The sequence below is a fragment of the Methanobacterium bryantii genome, assembly GCF_002287175.1.
Classification (GTDB): domain Archaea; phylum Methanobacteriota; class Methanobacteria; order Methanobacteriales; family Methanobacteriaceae; genus Methanobacterium_D; species Methanobacterium_D bryantii.
On sequence record NZ_LMVM01000012.1, the window covers coordinates 55,573 to 76,770 of the forward strand.

Genomic DNA, 21,198 nt, shown 5'->3' on the forward strand with positions numbered 1-21,198 from the left:
TTGCAAAGTAACTAAACTAATTTCAACAGATTTATAAAGACTTTACACTTGCAAAGTAACTAAACTAATTTTAACATGTTTATAGTTATTTTACACTTGAAACGCGACTCTAGTTATTTTAACATGTTCACTACACTTAAAAAGAAGCGTTTCAAATCTGATTTTATTATTCATTATCGCTTTAACTATAAATTGAAATTTGCATGTTGAAATGACAAAAAACTAAACTTACACTTGAAAGGTAACTAAACTAATTTTAACAAATTTATAGCACTTTTACACTTGAAATAAAGGTTATGATAAATAAAAATAAAAAATTTAAATTTAAATCAATTATTTTTTTTCTAAACACTTTATAACAAGACAAATTTTAAGTTACTTTTTTAAAAAAATTTCACTAGACAAATTTTAATATAATAAATAGATTTTTTAAGCATGGATTAAATATGGGTATACTATTAAAGTACAAGTTACACTTGAAACGCAAGTAGGTGTTAAAAAATGTCAAAAATTGAAAGTAAAGTTCAAAAATGGCTCTCTGATGAAGGTCTCTTCAGACAAAAAGTTCCTGATGATAATACAAATTTTCATTTCATGATAAATTACCCTGAAGGCCATGTTCTAGACATTATTCAGCCAAAAGGGAAAGATGATATGATTTTAATCGCATGTGCAACTAATGTAAGTCCAGAACATCAAACTGAGATTAAAAAATTATCAAGTAAAAAAAGAGAAGATTTTATCTGGGATATAAGGTTTCTTTTAAATAGTCAGTTCGTTGATTTCCAGCTGCAGCATCCAGACAACATTTTACAGAATTTTGTAATTACAGAAGAAATTTTTGAAGATGGATTGAACAAGGACAGGTTAATTTCAACTGTAAAAAAGATCTTCAGGGCCAAGTTACAGGGAATCTGGAAAATACAGAGAGAATTCGGACTTGGAGAAGAGAGTCAAGGAAGTATTCAGCAGGATAACATGTATGTATAACTCTTAAATTCATTTTTTAAGAGACTTAAATTCTTTATTTTTATTTTAGCGCGTTTTATATAATTATAATTTAATTAAAATTATTTATATGTATTTATAAATTAAAATATGACTATAAAACTTATAATTACATGATTTATATATTTTTTCTGGGTTTTTACTGTATAAACATACAATCAACAGGAAGTATTGTAACAAAAATTAAAACATATGTTACACTTGAAATAGATGTCATGAGACTATTTACTAACTTAGATAATAAAACAAAGGTAGTATTCTATTACTTATCATGAAATAGCTAGATCATGAATAGAAAAACATCAAAATAAATTTAATTTTTAAATTTTGATACAGTTGAAATTGTAGTCAAAATAAAACAAATTTTGAGGTATAAAAACAAAAAATATAATCAAATTTACGGTTAAAACAGTATAAACAATCTAAAATTTAAATTATATTCATAAATATTTTATTAAAAGATTAAATTTAAAATTTAAACGTTGAAACACATGATTAACAAAATACACTTGAAACATAACTGTTTTAAGAGAAATCCAACATTGAAAACAAATACAAAAAAATGAAAATTATTTTTTAGATTGCATGTTACAAAGCAAGACATGCATTTCAAGTGTAAATAATTTCTCAAAAATTAATTTTTAGTAAGTAAGACATGCATTTCAAGTGTATTATAAAATAAGCTTTGTAAAGTAAAAATTTTTTATTGGTTTTAATATCTTTTTTTCATAAAACTACTTTAAAAAAAGTGTAAATTTCATCATATCATCTTTAATTACTAATTTAAATCATAAAAATACCTTTTATATTTATTTTAAGATAAAAAATTTGGTTAAGATACAGTATAAAGTCAATAAACCTTAATAAACTTATTCAAAGCATTTAAATTATATAAATATTAATACTAAACAAACTAAGATTAGATATTCTGTTTAGATTATATTAATCAAGCTGTACTACAGTTTTTATATCAAAATATTAAATTATTACTGTTTAATGTATAAAACACTTGTTTACAGTTGAAATGTATGTTGTTATAAAATCTATGTTAAAAATACAACATTTAAGTTCATTTCAGCTGATTTTTTAATTATAAGGAATATTTCAGGTATTTAATTTATAATTATTTACAGGTTATAACATCAAATAAAGCTAAATATATCTTTAATAACAAAAGTACCATTTTAATCGTAATTTTATATATTTTAAGGATATAAAAATAAAATATAATCAATGATTTTAATATAAAGTTTTTATAGTAGATAATAAAATAAATCATTTAGTTTTATAGGACCTTTAAATTAAGTATTAATTATATCTATTTTTATCCAATTTAAACAACTATTTAAGAAATTTATATTATATAATCAATTTTAATCTATTTTTAAGCCGTAAAAGCTCAATAACAGTTATAAGTTTAAAAAATTCTAATCTATTTTTATGTTAAATATATGGTTTAAAATTACATATTTCCAGATATCAATTTTAATAATTTGAATTATTTTAAAATATAGGTAATGTTCTAAATTATATTAAAATATTGTAGAGTTTATCTGCTGTTAAAACTACATAGATCCTGCCAATAGTTTTATAATTTACCTATTCTAATTTTAAAAACTGAAATAAATTGAAATATCAATATTAAATTTAATACCTGCTGTTAATTTTATTTACAATTAAATGCTCGTTAATTTGTTTATATCTAAATTTACACTTGAAATAGTACTGATATCTATTTTAATTAAATCTATAATCTTAAATTATAGTTATATCCAATTTTTTAATTGACACATAATTTTAAATCACATTTAATGATACTGATATTTTCAATTAATCTATAATTTTAAACCACACTTAAAATGGTATGATATGTTTATTAGGTTATAATTTTAAATTAGACTGGAAATAGTATAAACTTTATTTTAATTAGTTCATAATTTTGTGAGTTAAACTTGAAAATGGTGTATTTTACAGTAATTAGTTAAATATCTTTAGTTTACACTTGAAATGGATGTTAATAAACTTTAATTAATTTATAATTTTAAATTATATTTGTAATATTTGATGTATTTTAAATCGATCCTTAATTTTGAGTTACACTTGAAATGGTACTGACATTTAATTTAATTAATTTAATCAGGAATTAAACTTAAATATTGTATCTTTTTTTAATTAGCTTATAATCTTAAATTATGCTTAACTACTGCTAATTTAATTCAATTGATTCATAATTTTGGATTATATTTAAACTAATGTAGATGTAACTGGTTTATAATCTTGAATTACTTGAAATAGCATTGATATTTGATTTATAATTTAAATTACACTTAAATGATGATCTTATATTAATTAATTTAAATAATCTTAAATCATACTTTAAATAGTGTTAAATTTGCTTTAATGAATTTTATACCCTTAAATATCATTATAACAGTGTTAAATTACTTTAATAATTTTATATTTTGAATTAATCCTTAAAATACTATTAAATGATTTTATACTTTTAAATTATCCTTAAAACTATGTTAAATTTACTTTAATAATTTTATACCCTTAAAATATACTTAAAACAGTGTTAAATTTATTTCAATGAATTTTATGTTCTTGAATTAATCTTTAGGATAGTATTAAATCCACTTCAACTGATTTTGTACCATTAAATTAATCTTTAAAGCTATGCTAAATTTGCTTTAATTAATTTTATATTTTAAACTATACTTAAAACAGTATTAAATTTGCTTTAATTAATTTTATACTCTTAAATTATTCTTAAAATAGTATTAAATTACTTTAATTAAGTTTATAATCTTCAATTAATCCCTAAAATTAATTATATTTACTTTAATAATCTTATACTCTTAAATTATTCTTAAAATAGTATTAAATTTATTCTAATTGGTTTTATATTCTTAAATTGTACTTTAAATAGTTTTAAATTTGTTTTAATGAATTTTATACTCTAAAATATACTTAAAATAATATTAAATTATTTTAATTGAGTTTATACTCTTTAATTAATCTTTAAAGCTATGCTAAACTTACTTTAATGATTTTATACTCTTAAATTATTCCTAAAATAGTATTAAATTTATTCTAATTAATTTTATGCTCTTAAACAGCTCTAAAATAGTGTATTTTATCTTAATTAATTTAAATCTTAAAATAGTACCTGCATCTACACTATTTTTATAATCTCAAATTATGCATAAAATACTATTTTTTGGCATATAAACTGTTCTAATGTTTTATTTAAACATTTAATTATGATTCCTGGTTCTTCTTGAATTACACTTGAAACAGTACCATTATGTAGTTCTATATTAAGTATAGAATATACTTGAAATATTTTTATTTAAATTAAATTTGAGATATTTTTTCTACTTTATTTCAATATAGTATCATTTACACTGCATTTAAATATTAATATGTTTTAATTGTCGGATGTTTACAAAATGCAAATTTGTTTTGATCTTTGTACATTTGATACAGTTGAAATGAATCTCTGCATAAAATCATTCATTAATTCATGAATTAAATGTTACACTTGAAATGCATGTCTCTTACAAAATTAAAATTTCAAAATATTTTAAAGAATTATTTGTTTACACTTGAAATGCAGGTCTCATTATCTACGAATTAAACATGATCTAGAAAATCCATTTAAATAATTCAAATCTGATATATATTGAATAAAAGTAGTTTATATTAGAAAATATATTATTAAAAGGCTTGAATTTTGTTTTAAAGTTACGAAATATTGATTTTATAATTTATTAATACTTTTATTTTTTAAATTATTAATTTTAACTGGCAACATCTGCTTCAAAATGTTTTTTACACTTGAAATGCATGTCTCTTACAAAATGAAAATTTTAATTTATGATTTTTTTACACTTGAAATGCATGTCCTTCTAATAGGAAATTTTAATACAAATAATGCTGAATTTATTATTTTACACTTGAAATGCACCTCTCTGTTTGAACATTTATATGAGTTGAGTGACAATTTAATTTACTAGAGAAAGATTTCAAGTGTATTGATATTTTTCGATCATTCTTTTGAAGCTTGAAGTATTATTAATTAAAGGCTTCTTTTAACTATAAATAAGTGGTCAGTATGAACATCTTTGAAGAACTCGGTGAAAAAAACACTGTTTTTAAGTGCAAAAAATTTTTGGATCATAGATTTTTACCTGATAAGTTACCTCACCGTGAAGAACAGATCCGATCTGTTGCTAAATATTGGATTGAAGCTTTAAACAGCGTCACTCCACCAGATATAACTATTTACGGTAAGACAGGTACTGGAAAAACAGCAGTAGCTAAATTTACAAAAAAACAATTATTACAGATGGCAAAGGACAAAAATCTTAATGTAAGGGTAGAGTATGTAAGATGTACTGATTACACAACTGAATATCAAGTTATAGCTCATCTATGTCAGCAAATGGGTCAAAACGTTCCTTACAGAGGTTGGACAAAAGCTGAAGTGATACAATCATTCAGAAATCTTTTTAAAAAGAATGTATTTGGAAAGGACCTTATTTTAATTATTCTTCTTGATGAAATCGATATATTATTGAAAAACGATGGTGATGGACTTCTTTATACTCTTACAAGAACTGAAAACGTTGCAATTGCGTCTATAAGTAACTACGTTGATTTTAAAAAATTCATAAAACCAAGGGTAAAAAGCAGTTTACGTGATCGAGAGATTGTTTTCCCACCGTACAATGCTCAACAACTTGTTGATATCCTGGAAGAAAGGGCCGCATTGTCTTTTAGAGACAATGTCTTAAATGATGATGTAATTCCACTTTGTGCAGCTCTTGCAGCAAAAGAAGAAGGTGATGCTAGATATGCTCTGGACCTCCTCAGGACTTCAGGTGAACTTGCAGATGAAAAATGTTCTGACATTGTATTTGAGGATTATGTAAGGGAAGCAAAGGACCATATTGAGCATAACAAAGTTACTGATATCATAATGACTTTACCAAGCCAGCAGCAGAAAGTTCTGGAATCATTACTCTATCTTACTAAAAGAAAAGAAGAAATAACATCTGGAAGACTCTATGAAGTTTATAAAGAAGTTTCCAAGGGAGATTCAGTATCTTACCGGCGAATCTTTGACTTTATAAATGAATTAGAAATGCTAGGGCTTATTTCAACTAAAACAATCTCAAGAGGTAGGGGTAGAGGACGAACAAATATCATAGATTTACAGTGTGAAATTAGTCTTCTTGAGGATGCTATGTGGAGCGCATAGTGTCATAACTTTCTATTTTATGCCTATAAAAAAAAGAAGGATTAACGCAAGCATAAAACTTATTTTCACTTGAAATGTATCTTAATTATATTTTAGAGCATTTATCTTAAGATTAAATTAATGTTTAGTATTTTAGCGTTTTTAAAATAAAAAAAATAAATGATGTATATTAGTTAAAAATTAGTTTTATAGATTAATCATAGCTAATATAATTAACTGATTTTATTTAATAACAGACTTTAACAGAGCCATTCTAACAGGTACTCCATAAAATGCCTGCTCAAAGTATCTGCCCTGTGGAGTATTATCAACATCATGCGATATTTCATCGATTCTAGGCAGTGGATGCATTACAATGGCATCACTTCCCTCTAAAAGCTTGGAAGTGATGGTATAGGCTCCCTTAATTTTCAAATATTCTGCAGGATCAGGGAACCTTTCTTTCTGAATCCTTGTCACGTACAGAACATCTGTCTTATCCAGCACTTCATGGATACTATCAGTTTCGTACACGTCAACTCCACTTTTACTTAAGTCATGGAGAATCTCGTGGGGCATTTTAAGTTCTTTTGGTGATACAAAGCTCACATCAACATCGAACTTTGCAAGTGCGTATGCTAGGGAATGTACCGTCCTTCCATATTTAAGGTCTCCCACAAGTGCAATACGTAAATCATCAATTCTTCCAAGGATTCGTTTCATAGTATAAAGATCAAGCATTGTTTGAGTTGGGTGCTGGCCGGCACCGTCTCCTGCATTTATTACAGGGACGTCAACTATATTCGCAACAAAACGGGCGGTTCCTTCCATATTATGTCTTATAACAAGTGCATCAGAATATTCCCCTACTATCCGCACGGTATCCGTTAAGTTTTCACCCTTCGTTGCAGAACTTGTCCCTGCTTCTGCAAAACCAATTGTGCTGCCGCCTAGACGCTTCATTGCAGCTTCAAATGAAAGCCTTGTCCTTGTTGATGGTTCATAAAAAAGCATTCCCAGCAGTTTTCCAGACAGCGCATCTGATTTTTTCTTTGATCTAGCGATAGGTTCCATTTCTTCGGCTAGTTTCAGGATATATTCTATATCTTTTCTGTCAAAATCCCTTATTGAAATAATATCTTTTTGATTGAAAGCCATAAACACACCATAACTGAACTTTTAAGATTATTCGTAGTGATTTTAAGTTTATTGATTAATTTGAGAATCTAATTAAAATATTCTTATTTTCTTTAGATTCTAATCATATTTTAAGTTTATAGTGAATGACGTTACTTTTTAAACTTTTGACAGTAATTGATTAAATGCTTTAAATTAAGGAAAATATCTAATTTTTCCGAACATTCGAAATTTTAAAAAATTTTCGAAAGTTCTCAAACACGATGTGTTTGGAACCTCAAAACTTTTGTTAACAAAAATTTTTGATGGTTGAAGAAAATCCTAAAGGATTTTTTGAACCCAAAAATCTCTGATTTTTGGGAGATTAAAGCACATAAACAAATTATCTTACTAAATATTGGTCATTCATTATATTATACTACAAATTCCTTGCAAATGTCAGGTAACCCGTATGGCCCACAGCCCTTGTTTTAGGTCTAGTTCCCTTAGCCTTTACTTCAATTTCGCGTAAATTACATTCAACAGTATTTAGATCTGAAAAACCGAATTTTTTAAGCACTTTATGAAGTATTTGGACCTGTTCAATGTAAGGAGCATAAGTCGCAATATAACCTCCGGTTTTAAGAGCCTCTTTGGCATGTTCTACAACATCCCACGGCCTTGGCAAATCCAAAAATATTACGTCAACATCTTTTTCTTCGATTCCTTCAGTGATATCTTTGCATTTAATATGCACGTTTTCAAGGCCAAAATTCTCCACGTTACGCTTTGCAATTTCTGTAAAATCTTCACGGATCTCGTACGAGTTCACTTTACCTTCTTTTCCCACGATATTTCCGAAATGCAGCGCAGTGGCTCCGGCTCCAGTCCCGGCATCAATTACCCTGTCGCCAGAACCCATACCTGTAAATGCTGTTATAATTCCTATATCTTTAGATAAAATTATTGAACATTTTCTTTCCATTAAATCAATATAATCATTGATATTTGCCTTTAAAACTTTAAATTCATGACCTAAATGAGTTTTAAGGATATCTCCAGGTTTACCATTTTCCATATCCTCTTTTGTTATGAAACCAAAGTTAGTGTGAAATTCTTCATCCCGGGCAATGTATTTCTTGCCCCTTTCATCCATTAAAATGCGCAATATTTTCACTCCTCATGTTTAATAATATGTATTTTGAATTTAATTTAAGTTGATAATTAATTGCTTGATATTTGATTATCCTTACCATTTAAACTAAAGTAAATAGCACTATTTGATCATGTATCTATTTAAAGTAACATTAACTCCTATTTTTCAGCTTGTCTACTTTATAATGGTAGTTCAGCGTATTTTTAATCTTTTAAATAATATTTATTTTATATTTCTATTTATATTATTTTGTGAGACTTATTTTTCTGATTCATCAACTTCTATGAGCTTTTTAGTTTTATTTTCGCTGATTTTTCTAAAACCTGAACTCACCACGTCAACTATACTTTTTGCTATTTTATCTCCAATTCCTTCCACTGATTTAAGTTCTCCCTGTGATGCATTAATGATATTTTTCACAGAACCGAATTCATTGAGCAGTTTTTTAGCAGTAACTGGACCAATATTTGGCAGTGACTCTACAATGTACAGCTGCTGTTCGTATAATGTAAGTGGTTTTTTCTCAGTTCTGACCTGTACAGGTGATTTGTCCTGTATTTGTTCCCTTATAGCTATTCTTAAAATCATTGCTGCAGTATCTTCTTCAGACCGGGTTGGAATTATCGGAATACCAAAATCAACAGCTATAGATGATAGAGCTCCTCTTATTGCATTTGGATTAAGAAGGGAAGAATACAGATCATCTCCTTCCAGTATAATTACAGGCTTTCTGAAGTTTTCCACCAGTTCCTTTGCTTGTTTATACAGCCTCTTGTCAATAATTGAGCCTACAAAGTCTTTTGCAGTTTTTCGCTCGATTCCAACTTCACTACTTACCTGATAATCTGCTACAGGAAGTGCTTTTACTTCAATAACTGCTTCTAATTTATCAAGTTCACGTAAAACCCTGGAATTACCTTCTCTTGAATCTGCGTATATTAAAGGTTTTATAACCTTTTCTCCATCTTTTTCTTCTACTCTAGGAAGCATTTTTACAATTTCATTTGGGGCTATATTTCGCTTAACCCTCTTTGACAACTGTTTTTTCATCCTGGCTTCTTTATTAATACTTGTCCAGTAATAAGCCTCATCTCTAGTACCTTTAGTAATTAAAATATACATCTTACCTTTATTTTTCCTTCCAGTCCTTCCACGGCGTTGTATCATCCTTATTTCTGATGGGACGGGTTCATAAAGGATTACAAGGTCCACTGCAGGTATATCTATACCTTCCTCGGCAACACTTGTAGAGATTAAAACATCATAAACACCCATTTTAAAAGCTTTGATTACTTCTTTCTGTTTTTTCTGGGTTAATCCTTTTTCACCTTCTTTTGAAGCCTGGCCGAAGAATTTTACTGCATTAATTCCTTCTTCCCCACATTTTTCATATATTCGATCTACTGTATCTCTAAACTGTGTGAAAACGATTATTTTAGAATCTTTGTTATTTTTAATCTCTTTTTTTAGAATATCTGCCAGTAATTGAAGTTTTGGGTGTTCAATTCCATTTTCATGCGCTTTCTTGGTGAGGCGAATTGCGTTTGAAAAATTTTCATCCATGAGAAGGCCTTTAGCAGCTTTTGTCCTTTTCTTTTTAAGCCTGTCAAAGTACTTGTCAAGTGTGTTTATTCCCTGAGTTTCCAGGAGTTCAGCGGCGTGCATTGCATTTATAACTGCAGTTAGTACTGAAACTGCATAATAACATTTTTTAGGTGGATTAGAACTCTGTGCAATCCTTTTCTGGGCAGCCCCTTTAGCTATTAAAACATCCTTTTTACCCATATTCACGGACTTTATAACGCCCATTTTCTTAAGCGTATTCAGTCTTGCCTTTAAGGTGGTGTCAATATATTTTTTTATTTCTTTGAGCTCTTCTGTAAGCTCAGTCTTTATCCATTTGACTTCAACTGGGTTAAAGTACGGTGCAACGTCTGGATCTTCTTCGCTTTTAATGATCACTTCATTTATAAAGAGATTTTCGCATACTTCATTAATTTTATCTTCAACAGACCCTGGAGAAGCTGTAAGTCCAAGCACCAATGGATGTTTGCTTTGCTGCAGGTATTTACCTGCTAAATAAACGTAAGAATAAGATCCAACTCCCCTGTGGCATTCATCAAATACGACCAGTGAAACGTTTTCCATGGAATATCTGGATGATATCAAGTCAGATTCTATAGTTTGGGGGGTTGCACATATGACTTGATGATCGTTCCATCTTTTAATTCTCTCTTCTGGCTTCACATCACCAGTTAAAGATGTTGCTGGAATATTTAAAAATTCCCTGAAGCTTTCCTCGTGCTGGACAACGAGGGGCTTGCTTGGGGCAAGAATAAGAACTTTTGAACCCTTAAAATTTTTGATCCGCTCTGCTCCAACTAAAACTGCTACTATTGTCTTTCCAAGTGCTGTAGGTGCTACTATCATTGTGTTTCCTTTTTTAAGCACGTCTGCAGCTAGAAGTTGTTGATAAAGTCGTGATTCTATTTTTTGATCTTTGATTAGGGGGTGTTCTATCCACTTTTGCATGTTTTTATATTGGGCATGCTCATATAAAAAGTTCAATTTTAAATTGGATATATGAGATTGAAATATTAATTTAATTCATTTAAATCCCGAAATTAGGATCTTGAGCAATTTAAATATATAATTAAGCTATTATGTCCTTTTAATACTTCAAAAAAGAAAACTTTTTACACCGAAAGTATGATTCATAATTAAATAAGATATAAATAATTCAAAGCGCTGTTACATTATCTAATTTACTTGGGGGAGTTTTATGGATATAGGGGATTATTATTCAAAATCGATTGAAAGTTTTAGGAGAAATTGGAAAATAACTGTACCTTCGATAGTAGCTTCAATATTAACTGTATTATTATTTACTGTGGGCTTTTTTGGGGTAATGGCAACTTTATCGCCTAATTTAAGCATTATGTGGAATTTCAAATTATCTATATTCTCTCAAATTAATTTAAATACCCTGCTTACAGCTGGCATGATTCTACTAATCATTGAAATATTGATATTTGTTATAAATGCATTTAGAACTGCTGCTACGGTTGGAATGGCTAAACAAATAATAATGGACAGCTCTGCAAGTCTTGATATTGCATGGAAAGATGGAATAAAATATTTCCCCAAAATATTCGTGGTTTCACTTATAAAGATGATTTTGATGGTTATAGTGGCTATACCTCTAATTTTAAGCTTTTATTTGCTTTTTAATAACATGATACTAGGCGGAATTTCACTGCTTTTAGCCGGTTCGCTGATATTCTTCACTGGTTATATCTTAATTTCATTGATATTCTTTGTATTTAACCAGTCAATAGTTGTAGGTCAAAAATCAGTTATAGGCTCAATTAAAGACAGCTACAATATATTCTGGAATAATAAACTCACCGTATTCCTTGTCGCGTTAATTAATGGTGTTATTTCACTGGTAATAGGTTTTATACTGGGAATTATTTTTACACCTTTAGCTGTGGTAGCTGGTCCGCTTGCAACCCAGATTTCAGGGCTTTTGGTAAGTATCATACTTGTCCCTTATTTTGCCCTGGTGATGACTTACATGTACATGGAATTAAAAATGGGTTTCCAGTGGATTAACGGTGATATAAAGGATCATATAGTGTCAACTGAAAAATAAGAAGTTTAAAAATGGTAAAAATGAGAAATAGATATAATTTGTTTATTTATCAACAATTAGGTTTTCAAAACCATTGAAAACAATATTGTTTATTTCTTAAATTAAATTTTGAAAATCGGCAAACATCATTATCTATTTTTCGACAATCATGTTCTCTAATTCATCGAAAACAACATCTAAGCCGCACATACTCGGCACGTAATTCGCTGCTTTAGCGGAATCTACTCCGATGACATCGAATCCAAGTTCTTCAATTGGTGCAACTACCATACATGTGTCGCATACCATTTTTCCGCCGGCTTTTTCAATCATGTCAGTGTAGCCCATCCTGTCGGCGGCTGCTTTAACTGAAATTGATGTGCAAACCCATAACTCGTTTTGAAGCTCTTTCCCAGCCACTTTCTCTGCAATAGTCTTAATTTCTTCGATGGATGCATGCGGACAGCCTAAACATATTAAATCTGGTTTTTTACTGCTTGTTGAAAGTTTTTCTTTTGCTTCGTTGATTTCTTGTCTGCCAATGCTGATTTTTTCCAGATCACTGTTTTCGAGTCCTTCAAGTGCAAACTTGTATTCTGGAGTTAAATTTTCAACATGGTAAAGTGCAACGGCGCCTGATGAAGCAAGTGCAGCACCTAAACTTTTCAAGTTATCTCTTTTTGAGCTGTTTTTAAATTTAAAATAAGGAACTCCATCACCTACAGCTTTCCCAATAATGTAACCAATAGCACCGTAATCTGTTCCCTTAATTTTAGTATCAAGTTCAACAATTAAATTAGCTTTCCTTTCTTCGTCGAGATGGTAACCATATTCTGGGGTTTTTCCACAGATTGCAGCCGAAAGTGCTCCGGGTCCGCCTTCCCTGTTTGTTTTAGCACCGATTACTGAGTTTACATATGCTACAGCAGATGATTCGGACCATGCGATGTGATCTCCGATCATAGGAACGTTTCCGACAAGATAAGGAGTACATGTGCATGTGGTGGTTATATCCATCTTCCTGTAGGCTTCAATTATCTTTAACTGCCATTTTGTAAATTCACCACTAAATCCAAGGTCTTTTCTATCGAGGTCGACACCAGCAGGGTTCAGGGTTGATGGGACTATGACTTTTGCGTCATGGGCCATGTCCTCTAAAAATTCTAAACCGGCGTCTCCAATTGTTTTATATGAAACTCCGGATATCTGTGCTGATGTTATGTTCACCAGTTTTTCAGCGTTGTATATATCACCTAAGGCGACTAATATTTCCATACTTTTTTGAACTGAAGACCCGTATTCGCCTTCGAGCATTTTTTCTTCTTGGGGTGTAAGGTACATAAAAATCACTAAAATTTTTAATTTATTAGCTTCCAGTTGAAGCTAAATTGGTGTATTTTTTATATTTAATATCTTCAAGATTTATTTTGAATTTATTTTTATATTCATTTTAATTTAATTTATATTTACCCGGATCAAAAATAGTAATTTATTTTGTATGTTTTATTGACAAACTGCTTGATAATGAATTTTAATGGATAAAATGTTGAAAGTACTTGGAATAAATCAATGGGATGTATTAAAGCAAATTAACAAAATAGAAAATGAGAATTTAAGTTAGAACTGATTTAAAATAAGAAAAAAATTCATTGACGGATCTGAGTCCCAACTATCTCATCAACGATATCAGTGAAATTATCCATATCTTTAAAAGGTACCACTGCACCTGCAGCGATATTATGGCCTCCGCCAGCTCCATTGAAGCTTTTAGCAGCTTCCCCAAGGGCATAACCTAGGTTCACGCCTTTTCTAATGAGGTCCATGCTGGTCCTCCCAGATATTTTTATGATATTGTCCATCTTTGATATGGCAATCACTGGCTTATTCGGGTTTAAAATTTCAAGTTCAAGTCCAATACTCGATATTGTACCCATTAAACTTTTCCGGGCTTTGTCTTCAGTGTAAATATATTGAATATTATCTAATTGAACTGATCCCTCTTTTTTAATCCAGTCTATGCCTTTAACCAGGTTGTCTCTGTATTTTTTAGCAAATGTTATACCTTCTTCAAGAGCATTCTCTCTTTCCCCAATGCAAATGCTCAGTCCGACACCGTACTTTTTATTTTTACCGCAGGCATCAAGGATCCTTGAATAATCTTCGATATTTCGTAAAGCGGGAGTTTCACGTGGTATGCTGTAAACTTTGTCAAATATTTTAGGGGTTATCTTGATGAGTTCTTCTTTTAACAGGTCCTTCTCTTCCTCTGCTAAATCATCAAACTTAATCCCGTAAGATAATCCTCTCTCTTCCAGGAATGCTTTAGTTCCTTCAGGATCTCCAGAAATACCCTTTAAAGCAGGGTTAAAAGTATATGAAAGCGCTTTATAAAGTGGTTCTTCCTTTTTATAGGTTATTTTAAGGTCTTCATGTTCTTCGATTACACCAGCATTTAGACCTTCATCAAGCATCATCTTGTTGACGCCTATGATCTCTTCACTGCACTGCATATCTCCGTAAGCACCGGCCAATGCAAGCCCTGTAAGCTCTACATTGTCCATTCCGCGGACGGTTAAATAAGAAACTCCTGAAGCACTTACGTCTCTTGTTCCGTCCATTCCAAAGAGATGGGGATTTACATGAATTAAATTTTCGTATTCCTTGTCTTGATCACCTAACACCTGATGATGGTCGGCAATTATGGAATCCGCTTTTAATTTACCTATAAGATCAGGGTATGCACTACCCATATCACAGAAAACGAATAGTTTGTACCGTTCGTTCCTTAATTTTCTTACAAACTCTTCTTTGAGTCTTGGAACTATTGTGACATGGAATTTACCGCCTTGTTTGGAAATTGCATTACACATTACTCCTGCAGCGGACAATCCATCAGAATCATTGTGTGAGATTACTCTCACAACATGATCCTTTTTAATGTGCTCCTTTAAAATGGAGCAGGCTTCTTCAGCTCTATTTAACAAGTAATGCTGCGCTTCTTGGGTCATATCTCCATCCTTCAGGGAGTACACCTTCGTTTGTGTAGTATCTGACTAATCTTCTTATTTTAGATTCGATAATCCTTAAACCTCTCCTTGTGTGGAGGTCTTTTGGATTTTCTTCAAGGTGTTCCCTTATGTTTACGGCTCTTCTTATGAGGTTCATGAGATCTTCAGGGTATTCAAGTCCCTGGCCGTGTTTTTCAAGGATTTTGGTTATTTTCTGTCCGGTTATGAGTTTAACATCGGGGATTCCGTACTGGTCTCTTAATATAATTCCGATTTTGCTTGTGGAGTTTCCTTCTTTTGTGAGTTTTAAGATTAACTCTTCTATTTCTTCGGTTGAGTATTCAACCCATTCAGGCTTAATTGCCATTAAAATCACCTCTAATTTTTAAGTTAAATTAGCTTAATTGAATTTTCAAATAGTCAGTCCTCTGCAGCATGTTCATTTAGCCATGATGCAAATTTTTCAAGTGACCTTCTCCTGTGAGAAAATTCATTTTTTTCATCTGTTGTAAGCTCTCCAAAGGTCTTATCATATCCTTCTGGAATAAAAAGCGGATCGTAAGCAAATCCATTATTGCCCCGCTCTTCGTATGCAATATGTCCTGGAACAGCGCCTAAAAAAACCTCGGGCTCGGTTTTGGGTGTGCAGTAGCCAATAACCGACCTGAATTCGGCGTATCTGTCTTTAACATCATTCATGAGCTTTAAAATGCCTTCATTACCAAGTGTTTCCTGCACGTAGGACGAATAAGTCCCTGGAAACCAGTTTAAGGCTTTTATAAAAAGACCAGCATCTTCTACTATTGCAGGTCCTTCTAGTTTGCTTGCAGCATACTCTGCACCAAATTTGGCCACATCAACCAGCTCTCCCTGCACTTCAGGGTAGCCTAGATCTGTATGTTCAAGCTCTATGCCAAAATTTTCAAAAATTCCTTTGGCTTCTTTAACTTTGTGTTTGTTACCAGTTATAAAGTTTATGACTTTGACCATTTTTTACCATTCCACCTGAAAACTGATCCTGTGAATGTTTTCTATTTCTTTGATAATTAAATTTAACAAATCAATATAAAATTCTAAAACCTGTTAGAAAGAAAGTCACAAAAGTTTGAATAAATCATTATTCTGGATTATAGCGTAAATTTTTCCTTTTCTTCTGCTTATCATACAGTTCAGTTTGCACCAGATTCGCAACTTTTTTATGGCTGCCACTGTAGGCATCCCAAACTGAAATACACCATTTATGGATCATTTCATCTCTTTCAGGGCCTCGTGGAGCATCAAGAACATCATAAACTGTAATATTCCCTCTGAATGTAGGTAAATCAAATTTTGGCCATTCTTTTCTATGCTTTGCCAGTTTAACATGTGCTATTTGCACTTCTCTTCCTGAAAAGTTTTTTTTCTACATGCAGATAAAGGCCAATAAGAGCAAAGGCAAGACCAATAGGTTTAGTATTTTCATCAGCGTATTGGGCTCCAAATGCATCAACAGCATGTTGATGAATGAACGAAGGATCGGGATGAGCTTGTGTGTAACAGGAAAGCTTGTAGAACATCTCCTGTTCAGTTTTCTCTGATTTCATAGTCGTATTCCGTTATCTGGTTATATTTTGCTATGTGAGTTTATAATTACTTTTGTTCTGTATTATTTACAGTGTACCTTCTCCTTCCCTCAATTTCATCAATTTTTTCAGCTATCTCTTCATAATCATCTGCAGTTTCATACCCTTTCAAGATTTCTGTAAAGCATAAATCCGCGATTTTGTAATGAATTCCACTAATAGCTTTTTTAAATACCAGGAGGTCAACACCTTTATCCTCAACTAAATCTGAATTTTTTCCAAGTCCAAAATCTATGAAAACCACATCATTATCTTCTAGAATTAAATTTGAAGTTGTAAGGTCCCCGTGAATTATGCCGCAGTTGTGCAGCTTTGCTATATTTTCACCTATTTTCCTTGAAATCACTTTTATTTCATCCAGGGAAGCATCTTCAAAAACATCTTTAATTATTTTCCCCTCGATTTTTTCTAAAACAAGGGCATGTTCTTTCCTATTTATGTCATAGATAAGTGGAGTTTTGACGTCGCACATTTTTGCTTCGCCTAAAAGTTTTGCCTCTTTCTTTGTCCTCTTTTTCCGCAGCCTGTGGTCAATTTCAGGAATTCTGTAACTTTTTGGGATCCTCTGTTTAACAAATGCTTCGTGATTCAGCCAGTTATCTGTGTAAATGTTTGCTTCTGCCCCTTTTTCTGCAATTTTTCCCGGTAAAACCAGATGTTTTTTTGATTTATGCATCCAGGGAACGTCAACCTGGTCTGTCCTGTACTTTTGGATCACAGTTGTATCCTCTATCTGCTGAGTTAACCCGTATTTATACATCAACTGCCCCATCCAGGCAATCATGGCCCCATTATCTCCACAGTACTTCATTGGCGGCATATAAAACTCTGCAAAATGTTCTTCAGCCATTATACTTACCATTTCGCGCAGCCTACTGTTTGCAGCAACCCCTCCGCACAGCAGAACTTCTCGTTTTTTGGTATGAGCTAAAGCTCGCTCTGTTACTTCAACAAGCATAGAAAAAGCAGTTTCCTGCAGACTGTAACATACATCACTTAAAGGTGATCCACCTTCGTATTTCCTTAAAGCGGCAGTTAAAAGTCCTGAAAATGAAAGATCCATTCCTTTAACAGCATAGGGAAGTTTAATGTATTCTTTTGCTTTACCTGCCAGTTTTTCAACCTCTGGCCCTCCAGGGTGTCCAAGGCCAACATCCCTTGCAAACTGGTCGAGGCAATTTCCTATAGCTATATCCAGGGTTTCTCCAAATACTCTGTATCTTTCAGACTCAAAAGCGATTACCTGAGTATTTCCTCCACTTACATAGAGCGAAACCGGATCTTCTGCTCCAGTTGTGAGTTTTCCAATTTCAACATGCCCTATACAATGGTTTACTCCAACTATGGGGACATTCAGCGAAAGTGCAAGAGATCTCGCAGCAGTTGCGGTGGTTCTAAGTCCGGGTCCAAGTCCTGGGCCTCGAGAAAAAGCAACTAAATCTATATCATCTATATTTAGTTTTGATTCTTTAAGAGCGTCTTTTATTAAAGGAACAATGGCAGCAGCATGATGTTCTGCAGCTTCACGCGGGTGAATACCTCCACTTTCTGGAATTAGGGGATTTCCACATGATGCTAAGATCCCACCGTCGCTGTCAACGATCCCAACCCCTGTCTTTTCTGCAGTTCCTTCTATTCCTATACAAATCAATTATATCACGTCAATAAGTTTAATAAATCTATAAATAGTTATATTTGGCTTTAAAGAGTTAGCCATTTGTTTACCAATAAATAATTACACTTTTTATGTATATCTAACGCTCATGTCATGATCATGTGCACACTTCATGCTTTATGTTAAATTATAATATCAATTAATTATATGAAACTATATTTAGAAGTGTAATTAACCATATAACTCATAAAAATTCAAAGTAACATCGGCACAACCATTTAGACATGAGCGTATCTAAACTAGTATTGGACGTGTAATTAAATAATTTTTTAGTTTTTGTTAAATATCTACTTCAGGGATATGTTGACTAAATTACCTATAATTTTGTATATATAGCATCAATCATGTTATTTAATATATATTTTTAGTTAAATTTGATTTAAAGAGTATATGCTCTTTTATTTAAGATTAAAATGTATTTAAATAATTATAATTTTTTTGGTTACACTTGAAATGGATGTCTTTCGACTGAGTTTATATGAATATGCAACAGTTTTAATTATCTAAGTCTTAAATATCCTGTTTATGTCCTTTAATTAGAATGTATTTAAGTTTAAAATATTTTATATGACTTAATTTTTGATATATCTTAAAAATAAGTTTATATTTTGCTTGAATCAAGCTGTATATCATTTCTGTGAAATCATGCAAATTATATTATATTGAATTTAACAAATAGAATGCAAATGAGTGCAAGGGTTAGGTGAATATCAATGAAAACTTTATCAAATAATGCAATTTCAGATGACAGTACCCTTAATAAAAATATAAAATGCTACGGATCATCAGAAATTCTAAGTGAACTAAAGGGAAAAGATACTTTATTTTTATGTGTAATAGCAACTACAAAGACTTCCAATATTCCTGGAATAACTGGAGCAGGTGCCACACCGGAACTTACTGAATATACTCCTGCTGCAGATCTGGAACTTGTAATATACGGCGAACCAAAATGCCTGCCAGAGATCCCGCAAACAGTGACTGGAGACGCGGTTGCTCCAACTCCTGCAGTGATAACAAAAGCGTCTCTTGAACTTGCTGATATCCCTATAATAGTGGCTGATGCTGGAACTGGGATAAAACCTGATATTCCTTACATTAAACTGGGTAATAGGCCGGGTGAAGATGTAAGAACTGGAAATGCTGTGCCGAATGCAAGAGAAATATTTGAAAAAGGGGTTTTACTTGGAAAAACATTATCAAAATTAACAGATCACCTTGTAATTGGGGAAAGTACCCCTGCAGGCACAACTACTGCTTTAGGAGTTTTAACCGCATTAGGATACGATGCAAAGCAGAAAGTAAGTGGGAGCATGCCTGAAAATCCTCATAATTTAAAATATGAAGCAGTAATGGAAGGCCTTAAAGCTGCAGGGTATGGGGAAGGAGAAGTTGTGGAAGATGCACTGAAGGCTGTTGAAATCGTTGGAGATCCAACTATTCCTGCTGTAGCGGGGATTGTAATGGGTTCTTCTATACCAGTTGTACTTGCTGGAGGTACGCAGATGACTGCAGTGTGTTCTGTTATTAAAGGCATTGATCCTGGGTTTGATTTCTCTAAGCTGTGTATTGCAACAACTATTTTTGTTGCAGAAGATGAAACAGCAGATATTAATCAGCTAACACGTCAGGTTGCCGATATTAATATTTTTGCAGTTGACCCTGAATTTGAGAAATCTTCTGTTGCAGGGCTTAAAAACTATTTGGATGGCTCTGTAAAAGAGGGTGTAGGTGCAGGCGGGGTGATGATGGCTGCATTACTTAAAGATGTCTCTATTGATAATATACGATTGAAAATCGAAGATTTATGTGATAAGATCTTTTAGAAAGTTGAATGGTTTTGTGAAAGGGTAAAATTCAGTATATGTTTGCAATCAAATGAAAATACTCATTTAAACTTTAAAATAGATTGAGCCATGAAAAAACATGAAAATTTAAATAAAAGGGTTATAAAATGTTTGAAACATGTTGTACCGTCTAAATACTCTTTTTTAATTTTTATTTTATTTTATGTATCTGGTCTAGTATTTGCAATTTTAAAACCGCAGTATGCGGCATCTTATTTTTATTATGGGTTCTTCCTTGGTAATATGGATGTTAGTATTCAGCTGCCAGATATTATTTCATTAAATTATCTCCAGAACCATTTTATTTATTATTTAGGTCAATATTCATTTGGTATTTTTTTAAATAATATTACACTGATGGTTTTATGTATCTTCACAGGTATTGCTATTGTCCCTGTTATGTTAACCGGTTTATTCGCGTTTTCAGGGTCTCTTACAGGCATGCTTGTAATAAAATTTGGAATTTTTAAGGCTGTTTTGATACTTTTAGGATCTTTTCACCTGCCGCTGGAGATTTTAGCTGCTCTTTTATCAATAGACGCATTTTTAAAATTTTATGGATCTTTTGCAAACATGGTATTGAAACATGATACTGGCGCATTTAAAATGAGCATTAAAAATGAATTTTTGCCGTTGATTTTAAAAATTATTGTAATTCTAGCTGTTGCTGCTATTTTAGAGGTCTTTTGGAGTACCTGGTGGGTATATATACTTACCAATCATTATATTTCGTGGTATGATTTTTATTTTGGCGTCCGCTCTGTTTTTGTATACTAATTTTTCAGATAATAGAAAGCTTTAAATATCATTTATGTTAGAATTACATAACATGATGTTATAAATTTATAACTTTATGTTGGAAATAGATAACTCGAAGATTGGACAAA

The 21,198-nt window shown here is 31.4% G+C and carries 15 protein-coding genes; 5 read left to right on the forward strand and 10 right to left on the reverse strand.

The annotated features are described in order from the left end of the window. Positions 1-501 precede the first annotated feature (501 nt). Together ASJ80_RS05785 and ASJ80_RS05790 are read left to right on the forward strand one after the other, a co-directional pair. The gene (locus ASJ80_RS05785) at positions 502-990 is read left to right on the forward strand and encodes a DUF2299 domain-containing protein (RefSeq protein WP_069582079.1); all 489 of its coding nucleotides are present in this window, start codon (positions 502-504) and stop codon (positions 988-990) included. A 4,135-nt stretch (positions 991-5,125) separates the two neighbouring features. Further along, positions 5,126-6,274 carry an orc1/cdc6 family replication initiation protein gene (locus ASJ80_RS05790; RefSeq protein ID WP_069582080.1) on the forward strand — a complete coding sequence of 383 codons (1,149 nt, stop codon included), beginning with the start codon at positions 5,126-5,128 and terminating at the stop codon, positions 6,272-6,274. A gap of 222 nt (positions 6,275-6,496) precedes the next feature. On the opposite strand, the gene pyrB is transcribed toward ASJ80_RS05790, so the two are convergent. From pyrB to ASJ80_RS05805, 3 genes are all read right to left on the reverse strand, one after another. Next, positions 6,497-7,417, reverse strand: a complete 921-nt coding sequence (gene pyrB, locus ASJ80_RS05795) for an aspartate carbamoyltransferase (protein WP_369802119.1) — start codon at positions 7,415-7,417, stop codon at positions 6,497-6,499. Between the two features lie 391 nt (positions 7,418-7,808). Further along, on the reverse strand, positions 7,809-8,537 hold the full coding sequence (locus tag ASJ80_RS05800) for a tRNA (adenine-N1)-methyltransferase (RefSeq protein WP_069582093.1): 729 nt from the start codon (positions 8,535-8,537) through the stop codon (positions 7,809-7,811). Between the two features lie 246 nt (positions 8,538-8,783). Further along, a complete protein-coding gene (locus ASJ80_RS05805) occupies positions 8,784-11,057 on the reverse strand; it encodes a DEAD/DEAH box helicase (protein ID WP_069582096.1) in 2,274 nt (757 codons plus the stop codon). A 250-nt stretch (positions 11,058-11,307) separates the two neighbouring features. Between ASJ80_RS05805 and ASJ80_RS05810 the strand changes: the two genes are divergently transcribed. Further along, complete coding sequence (locus ASJ80_RS05810; RefSeq protein WP_069582099.1) at positions 11,308-12,180, forward strand: DUF7847 domain-containing protein; 873 nt, start codon at positions 11,308-11,310, stop codon at positions 12,178-12,180. Between the two features lie 132 nt (positions 12,181-12,312). On the opposite strand, the gene ASJ80_RS05815 is transcribed toward ASJ80_RS05810, so the two are convergent. From ASJ80_RS05815 to ASJ80_RS05840, 7 genes are all read right to left on the reverse strand, one after another. Then, positions 12,313-13,500, reverse strand: coding sequence for an aconitase X catalytic domain-containing protein (locus ASJ80_RS05815; protein WP_304439919.1), 1,188 nt, complete (start codon positions 13,498-13,500; stop codon positions 12,313-12,315). 305 nt (positions 13,501-13,805) lie between these two features. After that, positions 13,806-15,167: a DHH family phosphoesterase gene (locus ASJ80_RS05820; protein WP_069582111.1), complete on the reverse strand. Its 1,362-nt coding sequence runs from the start codon at positions 15,165-15,167 to the stop codon at positions 13,806-13,808. After that, complete coding sequence (locus ASJ80_RS05825) at positions 15,133-15,534, reverse strand: 30S ribosomal protein S15 (RefSeq protein ID WP_069582114.1); 402 nt, start codon at positions 15,532-15,534, stop codon at positions 15,133-15,135. Before ASJ80_RS05825 ends, ASJ80_RS05820 begins: the two co-directional genes overlap by 35 nt. Positions 15,535-15,587: 53 nt before the next feature. Next, complete coding sequence (locus ASJ80_RS05830; protein ID WP_069582117.1) at positions 15,588-16,157, reverse strand: XTP/dITP diphosphatase; 570 nt, start codon at positions 16,155-16,157, stop codon at positions 15,588-15,590. Between the two features lie 127 nt (positions 16,158-16,284). Further along, complete coding sequence (locus ASJ80_RS17645) at positions 16,285-16,545, reverse strand: DUF5946 family protein (protein WP_218105028.1); 261 nt, start codon at positions 16,543-16,545, stop codon at positions 16,285-16,287. Further along, positions 16,526-16,750, reverse strand: a complete 225-nt coding sequence (locus tag ASJ80_RS17650) for a DUF5946 family protein (RefSeq protein ID WP_218105029.1) — start codon at positions 16,748-16,750, stop codon at positions 16,526-16,528. The genes ASJ80_RS17645 and ASJ80_RS17650 overlap by 20 nt, the downstream gene beginning before the upstream one ends. Before the next feature lie 46 nt (positions 16,751-16,796). Continuing rightward, entirely contained in the window at positions 16,797-18,440 is a 1,644-nt protein-coding gene (locus ASJ80_RS05840) for a bifunctional N(6)-L-threonylcarbamoyladenine synthase/serine/threonine protein kinase (RefSeq protein WP_069582120.1), read from the reverse strand. A 737-nt stretch (positions 18,441-19,177) separates the two neighbouring features. On the opposite strand from ASJ80_RS05840, the gene cobT reads away from it, so the two are divergent. Further along, positions 19,178-20,290, forward strand: coding sequence for a nicotinate mononucleotide-dependent phosphoribosyltransferase CobT (gene cobT / locus ASJ80_RS05845; protein ID WP_083240833.1), 1,113 nt, complete (start codon positions 19,178-19,180; stop codon positions 20,288-20,290). Positions 20,291-20,380: 90 nt separating this feature from the next. Beyond that, positions 20,381-21,088, forward strand: coding sequence for a stage II sporulation protein M (locus ASJ80_RS05850; RefSeq protein WP_069582123.1), 708 nt, complete (start codon positions 20,381-20,383; stop codon positions 21,086-21,088). Positions 21,089-21,198 lie beyond the last annotated feature (110 nt).

Bases quoted from the DNA above. Each gene is read 5' to 3' on its own strand.
- ASJ80_RS05785 (WP_069582079.1), top strand. From the start codon at position 502: ATGTCAAAAATTGAAAGTAAAGTTCAAAAATGGCTCTCTGATGAAGGT.
- ASJ80_RS05790 (WP_069582080.1), top strand. From the start codon at position 5,126: ATGAACATCTTTGAAGAACTCGGTGAAAAAAACACTGTTTTTAAGTGC.
- ASJ80_RS05805 (WP_069582096.1), bottom strand. From the start codon at position 11,057: ATGCAAAAGTGGATAGAACACCCCCTAATCAAAGATCAAAAAATAGAA.
- ASJ80_RS05810 (WP_069582099.1), top strand. From the start codon at position 11,308: ATGGATATAGGGGATTATTATTCAAAATCGATTGAAAGTTTTAGGAGA.
- ASJ80_RS05815 (WP_304439919.1), bottom strand. From the start codon at position 13,500: ATGTACCTTACACCCCAAGAAGAAAAAATGCTCGAAGGCGAATACGGG.
- ASJ80_RS05820 (WP_069582111.1), bottom strand. From the start codon at position 15,167: ATGACCCAAGAAGCGCAGCATTACTTGTTAAATAGAGCTGAAGAAGCC.
- ASJ80_RS05825 (WP_069582114.1), bottom strand. From the start codon at position 15,534: ATGGCAATTAAGCCTGAATGGGTTGAATACTCAACCGAAGAAATAGAA.
- ASJ80_RS05830 (WP_069582117.1), bottom strand. From the start codon at position 16,157: ATGGTCAAAGTCATAAACTTTATAACTGGTAACAAACACAAAGTTAAA.
- ASJ80_RS17650 (WP_218105029.1), bottom strand. From the start codon at position 16,750: ATGAAATCAGAGAAAACTGAACAGGAGATGTTCTACAAGCTTTCCTGT.
- cobT (WP_083240833.1), top strand. From the start codon at position 19,178: ATGAAAACTTTATCAAATAATGCAATTTCAGATGACAGTACCCTTAAT.
- ASJ80_RS05850 (WP_069582123.1), top strand. From the start codon at position 20,381: ATGAAAAAACATGAAAATTTAAATAAAAGGGTTATAAAATGTTTGAAA.